Origin of the sequence: Kangiella sediminilitoris, from assembly GCF_001708405.1 — a bacterium.
Taxonomy (GTDB): Bacteria; Pseudomonadota; Gammaproteobacteria; order Enterobacterales; family Kangiellaceae; genus Kangiella; species Kangiella sediminilitoris.
The window spans coordinates 2212133-2226051 of record NZ_CP012418.1 but is presented as its reverse complement, the minus strand read 5'-3'; the positions used below and the strand labels follow the sequence as shown (position 1 = coordinate 2226051).

General features: G+C 44.2%; 15 protein-coding genes. 8 read left to right on the top strand and 7 right to left on the bottom strand.

The window, feature by feature from the left end; all coding sequences use genetic code 11:
• Positions 1–8 precede the first annotated feature (8 nt).
• The 4 genes from lipB to KS2013_RS10460 all read left to right on the top strand — a co-directional run bounded on the left by lipB (position 9) and on the right by KS2013_RS10460 (position 3221).
• Complete coding sequence (gene lipB / locus KS2013_RS10475; protein ID WP_068993535.1) at positions 9–662, top strand: lipoyl(octanoyl) transferase LipB; 654 nt, start codon at positions 9–11, stop codon at positions 660–662.
• Between the two features lie 102 nt (positions 663–764).
• The gene (gene lipA, locus KS2013_RS10470) at positions 765–1685 is read left to right on the top strand and encodes a lipoyl synthase (RefSeq protein WP_068994547.1); all 921 of its coding nucleotides are present in this window, start codon (positions 765–767) and stop codon (positions 1683–1685) included.
• Between the two features lie 270 nt (positions 1686–1955).
• Positions 1956–2438: an FKBP-type peptidyl-prolyl cis-trans isomerase gene (locus tag KS2013_RS10465; RefSeq protein WP_068993532.1), complete on the top strand. Its 483-nt coding sequence runs from the start codon at positions 1956–1958 to the stop codon at positions 2436–2438.
• A gap of 120 nt (positions 2439–2558) precedes the next feature.
• Positions 2559–3221, top strand: a complete 663-nt coding sequence (locus KS2013_RS10460; protein ID WP_068993529.1) for a glutathione S-transferase family protein — start codon at positions 2559–2561, stop codon at positions 3219–3221.
• A gap of 24 nt (positions 3222–3245) precedes the next feature.
• Here KS2013_RS10460 and KS2013_RS10455 read toward each other — a convergent pair whose 3' ends face one another.
• Entirely contained in the window at positions 3246–4049 is an 804-nt protein-coding gene (locus tag KS2013_RS10455) for a M48 family metallopeptidase (protein ID WP_068993526.1), read from the bottom strand.
• Positions 4050–4208: 159 nt separating this feature from the next.
• On the opposite strand from KS2013_RS10455, the gene KS2013_RS10450 reads away from it, so the two are divergent.
• Positions 4209–4808, top strand: a complete 600-nt coding sequence (locus tag KS2013_RS10450; RefSeq protein ID WP_068993523.1) for a hypothetical protein — start codon at positions 4209–4211, stop codon at positions 4806–4808.
• 23 nt (positions 4809–4831) lie between these two features.
• On the opposite strand, the gene KS2013_RS10445 is transcribed toward KS2013_RS10450, so the two are convergent.
• On the bottom strand, positions 4832–5278 hold the full coding sequence (locus KS2013_RS10445) for a hypothetical protein (RefSeq protein WP_068993521.1): 447 nt from the start codon (positions 5276–5278) through the stop codon (positions 4832–4834).
• Positions 5279–5429: 151 nt separating this feature from the next.
• Between KS2013_RS10445 and KS2013_RS10440 the strand changes: the two genes are divergently transcribed.
• Positions 5430–6209, top strand: coding sequence for a DedA family protein (locus KS2013_RS10440; protein ID WP_068993518.1), 780 nt, complete (start codon positions 5430–5432; stop codon positions 6207–6209).
• Positions 6206–6880 (top strand): LysE family translocator, encoded by a 675-nt coding sequence (locus KS2013_RS10435; RefSeq protein WP_228703670.1) that lies wholly within the window; start codon positions 6206–6208, stop codon positions 6878–6880. Before KS2013_RS10440 ends, KS2013_RS10435 begins: the two co-directional genes overlap by 4 nt.
• On the opposite strand, the gene KS2013_RS10430 is transcribed toward KS2013_RS10435, so the two are convergent.
• Together KS2013_RS10430 and KS2013_RS10425 are read right to left on the bottom strand one after the other, a co-directional pair.
• A complete protein-coding gene (locus tag KS2013_RS10430; protein ID WP_068993511.1) occupies positions 6873–8276 on the bottom strand; it encodes an ATP-binding protein in 1404 nt (467 codons plus the stop codon). The genes KS2013_RS10435 and KS2013_RS10430 overlap by 8 nt on opposite strands.
• On the bottom strand, positions 8257–8955 hold the full coding sequence (locus tag KS2013_RS10425) for a response regulator (RefSeq protein WP_068993508.1): 699 nt from the start codon (positions 8953–8955) through the stop codon (positions 8257–8259). Before KS2013_RS10425 ends, KS2013_RS10430 begins: the two co-directional genes overlap by 20 nt.
• Positions 8956–9308: 353 nt before the next feature.
• Between KS2013_RS10425 and KS2013_RS10420 the strand changes: the two genes are divergently transcribed.
• Positions 9309–10178, top strand: coding sequence for a DUF1853 family protein (locus KS2013_RS10420; protein ID WP_068993505.1), 870 nt, complete (start codon positions 9309–9311; stop codon positions 10176–10178).
• A gap of 3 nt (positions 10179–10181) precedes the next feature.
• Here KS2013_RS10420 and acs read toward each other — a convergent pair whose 3' ends face one another.
• The 3 genes from acs to panB all read right to left on the bottom strand — a co-directional run bounded on the left by acs (position 10182) and on the right by panB (position 13907).
• A complete protein-coding gene (gene acs, locus KS2013_RS10415; RefSeq protein WP_068993502.1) occupies positions 10182–12113 on the bottom strand; it encodes an acetate--CoA ligase in 1932 nt (643 codons plus the stop codon).
• Positions 12114–12229: 116 nt separating this feature from the next.
• Complete coding sequence (panC, locus tag KS2013_RS10410; RefSeq protein ID WP_068993499.1) at positions 12230–13096, bottom strand: pantoate--beta-alanine ligase; 867 nt, start codon at positions 13094–13096, stop codon at positions 12230–12232.
• Between the two features lie 16 nt (positions 13097–13112).
• The gene (gene panB, locus KS2013_RS10405) at positions 13113–13907 is read right to left on the bottom strand and encodes a 3-methyl-2-oxobutanoate hydroxymethyltransferase (RefSeq protein WP_068993496.1); all 795 of its coding nucleotides are present in this window, start codon (positions 13905–13907) and stop codon (positions 13113–13115) included.
• Positions 13908–13919: the final 12 nt, after the last annotated feature.

Genomic DNA, 13919 nt, shown 5'->3' with positions numbered 1-13919 from the left:
AAGCGACGATGAGTATCGAAAATACGGTAATTATTCGTGAACTGGGGCATGAAACCTATGTTCCGGTTTGGAAGCGAATGCAGCGCTTTACTGACGAGCGCGATGAAAGCACTACCGATGAGATTTGGCTTGTGGAGCATGACCCTGTATTTACTCAGGGACAGGCCGGTAAGCCAGAGCACCTGTTATTTCCGGGTGATATACCGGTGGTACAGGTCGATAGAGGTGGCCAGGTAACCTATCATGGGCCGGGTCAGCTGGTCGCTTATTTTATGATTGATTTAAGGCGCAAAAGCATGGGCCCCAGGGATCTGGTGTCGGCGATAGAAAATGCCGTGGTGGATACCTTAGGTACCTATGGAATTGAGGCCTATCCCCGTTCCGATGCGCCGGGCGTTTATACCGATGAAGCTAAAATTTGCTCTCTGGGCCTTAGAATCCGGAAAGGGAAGTCGTTTCATGGTTTAGCGCTGAATGTTAACATGGACCTTGAGCCGTTCGCGCGGATTAACCCATGTGGTTATCAAGGTATGGCGATGACGCAAATCGCCGAGCGTGGTGGTCCCGAGACACTGGAGAGAGTTAAGCCAGACTTAGTGGATCAATTATGCAGCAAATTAGGTTATAATAGCCGTCTTGAAATGAAGGGCCTGCCTGAGTAATTGGGTTAGGTTTGAGTGCTTTTTATGTCAAAACCAGAGTCTGTTGCCCAGACATCTCCTCGTAAGAAAAAAGTTACCGGGAAAGTGATTCCAGGGCATAAAATGCGTGCCGAAGAGAAAATGGCGCGTATCCCAGTGAAAATTATGCCAACGGAAGAAATGCCTCGTAAGCCGGACTGGATACGTGTGCGTTTACCGAACGGTAACCAAATTACCAAAATTAAGGATATGCTGCGTGACAAGAAGCTACACACAGTGTGTGAAGAGGCTTCCTGTCCTAACCTGCCAGAATGTTTTGGTCACGGTACAGCAACCTTTATGATAATGGGTGATATCTGTACTCGACGCTGTCCTTTCTGTGATGTTGCGCATGGTCGCCCATTGCCGCTTGATCCGGAAGAGCCACAACACTTGGCTGACTCGGTAAAGTCGATGAAGTTGAACTATGTAGTCATCACCTCAGTGGATCGTGACGATTTACGTGATGGTGGATCTGCACATATCAGTGAGTGTGTACGAGTAGCGAAAGAGCAGAACCCTGGGCTGAAGGTGGAAGTTCTTGTTCCTGACTTCCGTGGTCGTATGGAAGTGGCCCTGGATAAGATGGAAGCTGGTCTCCCTGACGTATTCAATCACAACCTGGAAACGGTGCCACGTTTGTACAAGCAGGCTCGCCCAGGTGCTGATTACCAGTGGTCATTAGACTTGTTGAAACAGTTTAAAGAGCGCTATCCGGGGATTCCAACTAAGTCAGGTCTGATGGTTGGCCTGGGTGAGACTAATGAGGAAATCATTGAGGTCTTGAAAGACTTGCGTGCACATGGCGTAGACATGTTAACGCTGGGCCAATACTTGCAGCCAAGTAAGTATCACCATCCAGTCATGCGTTTTATGCCACCGAAAGAATTTGATGAGTTAGGTAAGATCGCTGAAGACCTAGGTTTTACCAATGTAGCCAGTGGGCCTATGGTTCGCTCGTCATACCATGCAGACCAACAGGCTGCGGGTGAGAAAGTTAGCTAAAAGCAAACTTTCGATTTGAGCATTAATGACTTTCTTCTACGAAAGTCAGGCTGTAGGCAAGTGATTAATAAACTGGGGTTGTAATTATATGAACCAACCCCATGTTTATAACTAGTGTTAAGCTAGCCAAAATTTGATTACTCTGTATAAGAGTTTCCCTGTCGATATACCCACTTCATATTCTTTTATTACCCAGAGTTTAGTATTCCGTATCCAGCATGGTTTGCATTCCGTCTGGATAAAATTTTATAGAAAGTAGGTGAGTTGATTATGCAAATTGAAGAAAACAAAGTCGTAAAGATTGAATACACTGTCAAAACAGATGAGGGTGTATTAGTTGATACATCAGAAGGTAATGAGCCATTGGCCTATTTGCATGGTCATAAAAACATTATTCCTGGTCTGGAAAATGCATTAGCTGGTAAAGCGGTTGATGATGAGCTGTCTGTTACAGTAAATCCAGAAGAAGCTTATGGTGAGCGTCACGAGCAACTAATCAAAGAAGTTCCGATGCAAGCTTTTCAGGGCGTTGATAAAGTTGAGCCTGGTATGCAGTTTAATGCAGAGTCTCCACAGGGACCGCAGCTGATTACTGTGACCAAGGTTGATGGTGATACGGTAACAGTAGACGGCAACCATCCTTTAGCGGGTGTAACGTTAAACTTTGATGTAAAAGTTGTCGAAGTACGCGATGCAAATGAGGAAGAACTTTCTCATGGTCACGTTCATGGCGCTGGTGGTCACGAACACTAAAAAATAAAAAGGCCTTCATTCGAAGGCCTTTTTTATATCTGTTTCAGCGTGAAAAGTATTGTTGCTTTTCCATGAAATCCGTTTTACATTACCTCTAGATACTAACTTTAAGTTGCGAATATGGCTTCTTTAGAACAACCAATATTAATAAGCTTTAAGTTATGCCCTTTCGTTCAGCGATCGGTTATTACGCTATTGCATAAGAAAATTGATTTCACCATTGAGTATATCAATCTTCGGAAAAAACCGGACTGGTTTTTAGAAATCTCGCCTTTGGGAAAGGTTCCATTACTTCGTGTTAAGGAACATGTTTTATTTGAGTCGGCAGTCATTAACGAGTACTTGGATGAAACCCATGGTGAGCGAATGCTACCTGAGGACCCTCTAGCAAGAGCCGAGCACAGAGCTTGGATTGAATTCAGTACCAGTCTATTCAATGCCCAGCATCAGTTAACTCAGGCGCGTCGTGAAGAAACCTATTACAAAATTGAGGAAGACCTAACCAAAAAGCTTGCTCCTCTGGAACGAAAAATTGGTGACCAGGGATTTTTTGAAGGTGACTCTTTCAGTTTGGTTGATAGTGCATTTGCACCATTTTTGATGCGTTCGCAAATTGTGGCTGATAATATTGGCGTTGATCCTGTCAGTGACTATAAAAAAATCTCTAAATGGCGTAAGAACTTATTATCACTTCCTGAAGTACAAAAATCTGTAGTTAAGGATTTTGAAGACCTTTACATGGAAGGGATATATGAAAGAGGCGGCTATTTGGCGGATCAATAACAATCCGCCAAATGTAATCCTTCGTTATAAGCTACAGTTTGGATTTTTCCCTTCTGATCTAGCCTGTCTATAATCTGACATACTGTCTTCCATGAGAGCCTGAAGTTTACTAATTCGTGTCTGCGGAGCTGGGTGTGTGGAAAGAAGTTCCGGTGCTCCTCCACTGCCTTGTTTAGCCATGTTTTTCCATAACTCTACGCTTTCCCTAGGATCAAAGCCCGCTTTGGCCATCAGCTCAATACCAATTTCATCTGCTTCGGACTCGTCTCCACGGCTAAAAGGTAAAAGTACACCGACCTGAGCCCCCACACCTAGTAGTCCCAGCAGCTGCTTCTTTTCCTGTGTAGGCTCACCAGCAGCAATAGCAGCCAGCTGTAATCCAGTTGAGGTTATGAATTGGCTGGATACACGGGCATTACCATGCCGAGCCCATACATGACCAATTTCATGCCCAATGACTGCTGCCAGTTGACTTGAATTTTCAGCAACCTTAAACATGCCGGTATGTACGCCAATCTTACCTCCGGGCAGAGCGAACGCATTTGCTGAATCATCAACGAATACCTGAGTTTCCCAGCGGGTAGACCGCATTTTAGGGTCTATTCGATTAAGTTCTGGAATAAGGGCATCAACTACACAGTTAACGTAACGGTTATGGGCTCGATTCGTATCAATTTTTTGACTTTCCTTCATGGATGTAAATGATGCCGCACCCATTTCCGCCATTTGTGATTCAGAAAATATAAGAACCTGGTCACGACCTGTTGGGGAAGTTGCACAAGCGGTGAGAAGTAATGCTGTGATTCCTGCTAAATATGGTTTTCTCATAATGAGACTCCTTGCCTTCTAGTTAGTAATAATAGTAGAAGGTACAGATGGTTAAGGCAACATTGATAGAAAAGATTTAACAAAGCAAATGTCCCGTTGCAAATAGTTTCTAAATAGAGTATTTTTTAAACAGCCCAAGTCGAATGGAGACTGGATAATATGGAAGGCGATATCGTGGATGATGAACGTTTACAGCATATGCTGCAATCCCATAAGGATATAGAAGTCATTATTTCAGTGACTGGTACTGATAATGAAGAAATTATTGTCAATCTCTCTGAGATAATAAACCGCTTTAATGCTCGTTTACAGGCTTCAAGGTTCAACCGCATGGGAAATGCGTTTAATGGCTTACTCAGTGTTTCTATCAACCCTGTCTATTTTGGCTCATTCAGAGCCTGCCTGGATAGTTTAAGTTCCGAGCGACTACAGTTTAATCTCACTCCTGCCAATGAAAATATCAACGCCCAGGAAGATAAAGTGGGATTTGAAATTGAGCTATACGGTTTAAGAGACAATGTTATTGATGTTGAGTTACTGAGAGCATTGATCAGAAATCATCTGGTTATCGATGAAATGACCCGTAAACCCTACATGAGTAAAGTGGGGCAGCAGTTATACAAAGTTCGATTAAAAGTCTCAACAGACTATATTATCGACCTTGATGAAGTAGAAGAGGAGTTATTGTTAACTGCAGAGAATCTGGATATTCACTTGGTCCTTAATTTTGATGAAGAAGATTTGCAGGAAGCGATTTAACTTCCTGCTATTAAATCTAAACCTTATTCTTCGGTTTCTTTACCGTCAACCACAAAACCAATTCTTGTCTCATGCTCTTCCTCAGCGATTTGCTGGATATAGCATAAGAGTTCTACATTATTCTGGTGGGTTAATACCATACAAGGGTTACCATTGGCAGATCCTTCTATTCGGATACCATGAAATGATTCCTGAGCAAGCCTTGATACATTGATCTGAAGGCCACCATTCAGCATAGCTACGATAACGGGCTGGGCATCTTTTGGCATATTGTTGCGCCACTGTTTGATGGTATTGGCGAGACTTCTTATCAATTCACCCGAAGAACGGTAATCATTAATGCGCTCATGATCTGAGTAGAGATGATCCACATCCATTTTTGGTGGCTTCACATCAGGGTGTACGTTATGAAAAATTTCAACATCCTTTGGTTGACGTTGTTGAATTATGGTTTTGTATTTATCACTCATGGGGCGACCTGTTATCTATCCGTATTAAAAGTATTAAAACGATAAACGAGGGTAGGAAAATTAGCAAGAAGGTTAGGTAACCACTCCTGAAATATAAAAGCTTACAAATAGTTGTCGACTTTTGCTTTAACTTTATTCATTATTAGCTCCCATGGAAGAGTTTGTAAATAACATTATTGAGTGGATACGTGCTAACCCGCACTGGGCGGGCATCGCTGTATTTGCTATAGCATTTCTAGAGTCTCTGGCGATTGTCGGTCTGGCTATGCCGGGCTGGTTACTGTTAGTTGGCGTAGGCAGTCTCATTGGTTCGGGGAGTCTGAGTTTCTGGCCAATTGCATTTTTTAGTTTTGCCGGAGCTGCTTCTGGCCAGGCTCTTTCATTTCTGGTTGGTGTTGCTTTCAAGGAGCGCGTGCATCATTGGCCGTGGGTCGAAAATCATCAAAAATTATTGCACAGGGCAGAAAGCTTTTTTAGACGTCATGGCTTTGCCGGAATATTAATTGGTCAGTTCATTGGCCCAATTCGTGCAGTTATTTCCCTAATCGCTGGCATTCTTGATATGCCGGCTAAAAAGTTTTTAGTTGCCGTACTCATTGCCAGCATGATCTGGGCTCCAGTATATCTTATGCCTGGAGTAGTTTTAGGCGCGGCACTAACCTTCGAAAAAAATCAAATCTTTATTCTGCTGAGCTGTCTGGTAACGATGGCAGTATGCTTGTGGTTATTAGGAGGCTATTTAAGACAGCTATGGGCCAGGAGAAGAGCTCACCGGACGGATAGGTCGTACGAAATGACTCGGCATTTTGCTCTTAAAATGATAAGCACAATGTCAGTGATGACAGCAGTTATTCTGTTTTTAGTAGTGAGCTCCTATGGCTCTCTGATGCTGGAATTATCACAAAAAATACTGGTCGTAATAGGCGAATGATGTGGCAGGAGTTCAGCACTTTATTTGGTGAATATTGGCAGCAGTTTGTGCTGATAGCTTCGGCTCATGCGCTAGCAGTAGCGAGCCCTGGACCAGACTTTGCAATTGTCATGCGTCAGTCGATAATATTTGGACGACGTTTTGCTATTATCACCAGCCTTGGTATTGGTCTTGCTATTTTCGTTCACGTGACCTATGCCGTACTAGGTATTGGTCTTTTAATAAAAAGTACCGACTGGCTATTTATGCTGATTCAGTTAGCCGGGGCAAGTTATTTGATTTATATAGGCTGGGGTGCTCTTGGCTCAAAGGCTCATAAAACTCTGGGTAAGGTTGAGCAGGAGCAGGAACGGCCCGTGATGACTGATGGTAAGGCCTTCCGTCAGGGGTTTATTACGAATGTACTGAATCCGAAGGCAACTCTGTTCTTTTTATCGCTGTTTACCACACTGGTTGGCCCTGAAACACCTTTGTTGATGCAAGGGTTTTATGGAGTCTGGATGGCGTTTGCGACAGCAGCCTGGTTTGCTTTTCTATCCTATATCCTGGCCAGTAAACAAGTGAGAGGCTTTTTCAATAAGTTTGGTCACTGGATTGACAGAATCCTTGGTGGCTTTCTAATCGCTTTAGCACTGCTGCTGTTGTGGAGTATTCTCAGCCGTTTCATATAACTGTTTTTGGTAAGGTCATGGTGACCTGCAACCCGCCCGATTCTGCGTTTTCTGCTTTAATACTTCCGCCGTTGACTTCTACACCACGCTTAGCAATTGTTAGTCCAAGGCCTGTTCCGCCTGAGCTTCTTTCTCTCGCTTCGGTTGGACGATAAAACGGTTCGAAGATTTTATTCAGATGGTCCTCGTCAATTCCTTGCCCCTGATCGGTAATAACAATGTTGAAATAGCGGCCCGCATCCTTAAGCTGGACGACGATCTTTGTGCCATCAGGTGTATGACGAATTGCATTGCGAATTACGTTTTCAATTGAGCGTCCAAGTAAATTATAAAAGCCCTTAAAACTTATTGTCGGACTTTCCTGTAGTAAAACTTCTTTGTTATTGGCAGTTGCTTCAAATTGTGCATCACTGATGATGACATCAAGCAGATCGTTAACCACAAAAATGTCGGGATCGCCATACTGGTTGCCACGCTCAAGAGCTGCAACCTGTAGCAACTCACCTATCAGTTGATCAAGGCGCTCAACCTCAAGTTCAATACGGTCGATATGGGTAGCACATTCAGGGTGACTATTTTTTTGCGCAAGACTGGCAGCAATTTGCATACGAGTTAAGGGTGAACGCAGTTCATGAGAAACATCGCTGAGCAGTCGTTTTTGAGACATGATGATACGGTTAATGCGATCAGCCATGAGGTCGAAGTCTTCGGCAAGATCAAAAAATTCATCGCCTCGCTTACCTACATAATCTTTGGCCCGAGCATCCAAGTTACCTTTGGCCAGTGCTTTGGTGGCTTTCTGTAGCTGATGTATGGGGCGCGTAAGGTACCAGGCTAACGCGAAACATACGAGGAAACTGATACCCAGCGCTGTCAGAAGATGCCAGATACTGATTGAATGATAAAACTCGGTGACCAGTGTACTGAAGTGTTGCTGACTCTTTTTCTTAATAAAAAGCAGATAGTACTGGCCACGGCTAAAAACAATTTCCGGGCCGGAGTAGGAGTAGTTGTTTATCGTTACCGTTGCTGGTCTATTACGTTGTTTGTAATAAGCTCGAAGCTGGTAAATAACGTCGGGGACTTCCTTATCGGATATTTCATAGCCTTGGTTATTGATAATGAAGGTATTATCAAGCTCTTTAGATGTGCCACTTGGCTGAATCGGTAAGCCGTTTTGATACTCTTCAATAACATGGCGCAACTGTACGGTGATTGCCGTTTGTCGCAGTAGCTCAGATTCTTCAACGGTGGTGGGTACCAGTCGAGTATCTTTAGACGTAATACTGTACAGAAAGATAATAGAGGTTAGGGTTAGCAAGGTTGCTAACCAGAACCATAAAAAGATTTTCCAAAATAGACTGGGTTTGGTTAGCTTACGTATCGTGCGAAACATATTGGTAACCAACACCTCGGACTGTTTTTATTCGCTCATCACCGTGAGAGTCTGTACCTAATTTACGGCGGAGGTTACTGATGTGCATGTCGATGCTGCGGTCATAAGCTTCTAACGAGCGACCCAGGCACTTCTCTGACAAGTCATCGCGCTTCACCAGTTCACCGGCCTGGCTTGCTAAAAGGTATAAAATATCGAATTCAGTTGCTGTAAGCTTTATGGCTTCGTTGTTCACCAACGCTTCGCGAGAACCAGGATTGATATAAAGATCTTCTAGATGAATCGAGCGAAGTTTCTTTTTATTGCTGCTGTAGTCAGTTTCGGTACGGCGTAATATAGAACGGATGCGTGCGGTTAATTCTCGCGGATTACATGGCTTACCAATGTAATCATCGGCTCCAAGCTCAAGACCTACTATACGATCAATTTCATCTCCGCGAGCGGTGAGCATAAGGATAGGAACCTGAGACTCTTTTCTGACTTCTTTCAAGACATCGAATCCATTCATATTAGGTAACATGACATCCAGTACCATAAGATCAAATGACTCATTTAAAATCAGTTGTGCTGCCGATGCACCATCGTGAGCAACCGTAATATCAAAGCCTTCCTGAGACAGGTATTCCTGCAGCAGTTGGCAGAGCTCGGTGTCATCATCAGCTATTAATAATTTGGTCATAGGTATCCCTTAAATTACCGCACTGTTATTGTATTAATCTAAGTATAATAGCGAATATAGCATGCGCCTTTTATCCTAAGTGTAAAGAATAGTCAGTGTCCTTTACACAAATTTTCTGACTTTTTACGTAAACCCGAAATATTTTAACAGGTTTGTACGCTATAGTATTAAACATAAGTTTGGTGGCTGACTTTATGAAATCCGTCAAACTTTGTATGAATTTTCTCTCCTTTGACAGAACTACCCCTAAAATTCATACCCCTGGTGAATAAGGCCAGCTTGAAAACAAGCTGGCCTTTTCTTTTTTTGCTATGATATCGAAATCAGAATGGAACGACTAAACTGGAAGTTACATGTCTCGCTACCAAAAAGATTTGGCATGGTTTCTCAACACCCCTGAATTACTAGCTTTGCCGCGACATCAGAATACGATGGAGCTGGTCAGTAGGATGTCACCGGGCGGAACTTTTGATTACAAGCAAACCCATCGACTTGGGGTTTACTTTGAGCAACTATGGCAACACTTGACCAAGTATTGTGACAGCCTGGATGTTGTAGTTCATAACCTACAAGTAATCATTGATAACCATACCTATGGTGAGTTTGACTCTATCCTCCAGGATAGGGTCTTCGAACGCACGATTCATTGTGAACTGGCAGTCAAGTTTTACCTCCAGGTCGGAGAAGGGGAAGCATTAAGTGACTGGGTAGGTCCAAACCTAAGAGATCGCTTTGATAATAAATATGAACGCCTTTTCAATCATCAGTTAAAACTGTCTGAACAGCCCTTGATAAAACAATGGCTTCGCCACAAAGAAATATTTATTGATGAAAAGAAAGTACTAACTCGGGGGCGGCTTTTCTATCCGGTAAAGTCCTTTATGCAGGAACATTATGCTTACCCTAAAGAAGTAAGCCCAAGGCACTTGAAGGGATTCTGGACAACCTGGGAGGAGTTTGCTCACCTCCAGCTGAGTTCTGATATACAGTGGTTACTATTACCTAAAGACTACTGGTTATCTGAGGTTGACCCGGAGGAGCAGGAGGAGCTTAAAGTTATTAATAAAAATACTTTCTTAATTCATGGTCACAGCGAGGGATACCCATTTCAGAAAATACAGCAGATTATTGGGGTTCGCAGTGGCAAAGAGATAATGCGCGGGTTTGTAGTGACTGATGATTGGCTGGAGAAGGCTAAAGCCAGGGTGCTTCAGCCTTCCTGATAATTACAGCTTTTCTTCAATCAGCTTTTCAACCACTGCTGGTTCAGCCAGAGTCGAGGTGTCCCCTATATGCTCAACATCATCTGCCGCTATTTTGCGTAAAATGCGTCGCATAATTTTACCAGAGCGGGTTTTGGGGAGATCGTCGGCGAATTGTAACTTGTCAGGCTTTGCGATAGGACCAATTTCTTTGGCAACATGAGCCACCAGTTCATCTTTTAGCTCATCGGAGCCTTTCTGACCTTTCATCAGGGTTACATAGACGTATATTCCCTGGCCTTTTATATCGTGTGGGTAGCCGACAACAGCAGCCTCAGCAACTTTTGGGTGGAGTACTAAGGCACTTTCAATTTCAGCTGTACCCATGCGATGGCCTGAAACATTAAGAACATCATCCATTCGACCTGTAATCCAGTAATAACCATCGGAATCACGTTGCGCTCCATCGCCAGAAAAGTAGTAACCCGGGAACTGCGAGAAGTAAGTATCATAGAATCGTTGATGATCACCCCAGACACTTCGCATCTGACCAGGCCATGAGTTTTTCATGACCAGACTGCCATTGGCTACACCATCCAGTTCCTTAGCATCGGTATCTAACAGTGCGGGCTCAACGCCAAAGAAAGGACGTGTTGCGGAGCCCGGCTTAAGAGGTGTTGCCCCGGGTAGTGGTGTAATCAAGATGCCGCCAGTTTCTGTCTGCCACCAGGTATCAATGATGGGGCAGCGTTCTTCACCAACGATTTTGTAGTACCACTCCCAAGCTTCTGGGTTAATAGGCTCGCCAACCGTGCCTAGTATTCGTAAAGACTGACGAGAGCATTTAGTCACGGCTTCATTACCACCTGCCATTAAAGCCCTGATTGCAGTTGGAGCTGTATAGAAGATAGAAACTTTATGTTTATCAATGACTTCCCAAAAACGCGAAGTCGATGGGTAGGTTGGAACACCCTCAAATACCAGGGTAGTCGCACCATTAGCCAGTGGGCCATAGAAGATGTAAGAATGTCCGGTTATCCAGCCTGCATCGGCGGTACACCAGTAAATTTCACCTTCGTGGTAATCAAATACATATTTATGAGTCATGGAGGTGTATAGGAGATAGCCGCCAGTCGTATGGAGCACACCCTTTGGCTTACCTGTAGAGCCTGAAGTATAAAGGATGAAAAGAGGATCTTCGGCATCCATAACCTCAGGTTTGCACTCTTTAGGCATATCCTTTTTTAACTCAAAATAGTCAACGTCGCGCTCGTCATTCCAGCTGATGTCGTAATCCTGACTTTTTACTACCATCACGGTATGGACGTCAGGACAGTCTTTCAGCGCTATATCTGCATTAGCTTTTAATGGAACCTTCTTACCACCACGGGCGCTGGCGTCTGCGGTAATTAATACCTGGCAGTCACTGTCCAGAATTCTGCTCTTGAGAGCTTCTGGAGAAAAGCCACCAAAAACAACGGAATGCACGGCTCCTATGCGCGCACAGGCCAGCATGGCGAATCCTACTTCTGGAATCATAGGCATGTAGATACAGACACGGTCGCCTTTTTTTACGCCTCGCTCTTTAAGCGCATTCGCAAACTGGCAAACCTCGTCATGCAATTCTTGATAGCTGATGTAGCGTTGCTGGTCCGGTTCATCGCCTTCCCAGATAATAGCGGTATGCTCAGCTTTATCTTTTAGGTGCCTATCAATGCAATTGTAGCTGGCATTGAGCTTACCTCCCTTAAACCAGCTAATCTCTGCTTTTTTGAAGTCGACATTACTGACTTCATCCCAAGGTTCGAACCAGTCAATGAATTGGTGTGCCATCCGTCCCCAAAATTTATCGGGATCACGAATCGATTGTTGATACATGCGGTGGTACATCTCCTCATCAATATGAGGCTTATGCTGGGGACTTTTGATTATGGGATAGGTTTTAACCTCGGACATTCTGCTGACTCCTAAAGCTAATATCTTTTATTATCATGTCAGCATAAACCAAATTTTCAGCAGGGGAAAGTTGAAGACGGGACAATCTCTCCGGATTGCCCACCATTCTTAAGTTTCTATTGAAGTGACAATGTAAGATTATCAATTAATCTAACTTTGCCCAGGAAGACTGCAGCAAGTATGACGATTTCCTTATCAGAGCTTTCAGCAACCTGAAGGGTTGTTGCGTTGGCAATATTAAAGTAATCAACGCGGAGGTCTCTTTCATTAAGACGTTCCAAGGCTCCCTGCTCGACCTGATCAAAGTTAAGGAGGTGGTTTTCTAGTTGGGACTTAGCCCATTGCAAAGTTTGCTGTAAACCCGCCGCTTGCTGAAGTTCTGCTGGACTCAAATATCCATTTCGCGAGCTCATCGCTACACCATTGGGTTCACGCACTATGGGGGCCCCAAGGATGGTGACAGGAATATTTAGATCTCGAACCATACGCTTGATAATGGTCAGCTGCTGAAAGTCTTTTTGACCAAACACAGCCAAATCGGGGCGTACCATGTTAAATAATTTACAGACAACGGTGGTGACCCCATCGAAGTGGGTTGGACGTGACTCTCCACAATGATCATTGCCCAACTCTGCTACATGGACTGTGGTCAAATTAGGACGATCAGGGTTGTTGATATAGTCTGGATAGACTTCTTCCACCGACGGTGCAAATACAATATCGGCACCTTGTTCATTAAGCTTGTCGCAGTCCGCTTCAAAAGTTCTTGGGTAGGCATCGAAATCTTCGTTTGGCCCAAACTGAGTTGGGTTAACGAAAATGCTGACAACCACACAGTCCGCTTCTTCCTTGGCTTTGTCTACCAGGCTAAGGTGACCCTGGTGCAGGTTACCCATGGTGGGTACAAAGCCGATGGTTTGGTTATTACTCCGGTAATCTGCTAGAGCAGATTGAAGCTCGGAAATCTTATTAACGATTTTCACAGAACTTATCCATTACTTATTCAAACGAGTGTTCTGGTGCAGGGAAAGTCTTGGCTTTCACCTCATCATGGAATTGCTGAATAGCTGCAGTGATATCACCTTGAGCTTCAGCCATGAAGTTCTTAACGAACTTAGCCTGGAAGGGTGAAATACCCAACATGTCGTGCAACACCAGAACCTGCCCATCAACCTCTACTCCTGCACCAATGCCCATGACAGGAATGGTCAGGGTTTGAGCGATCTCTTTTGCTAATGCACTTGGCACACACTCAAGTACTAGCATGCGCGCACCGGCTTCCTGAAGGCGTTTTGCATCGGCTAGCATTGATTTGGCAGCGCTACTGTCGCGTCCCTGAACCTTAAAGCCCCCAAGGGAGTCTACGGACTGTGGAGTAAGCCCAAGATGAGTACAGACGGGAATGCCTCTGTCGGTCAGGCCCCGTATTGTGTCTTCCAGCCAGGCTCCACCTTCAAGTTTTACCATCTTCGCGCCTGCCTGCATAATCCGGCGAGCAGTCTGGTAAGCTTCTTCCGGAGTGCTGTATGTCATGTAGGGCATATCGCCAATGAGCAAGCAACTTTTGTTGCCTCGAGCGACACAGGCAATGTGGTATTCCATATCTTCTAGAGTTACAGGCACCGTCGTTTGTTGTCCCTGAATAACGTTACCTAACGAATCACCAATAAGAATGACGTCAATGCCGACTTTTGACATCAAACCAGCAAAGGTGGCGTCATAGGCCGTGAGACAAGAGAATTTTTCACCTTCGGCTTTTAGTTTTTCAATTTGACTTATGCTTGTGTACTTCATAGCAGTTCTCTT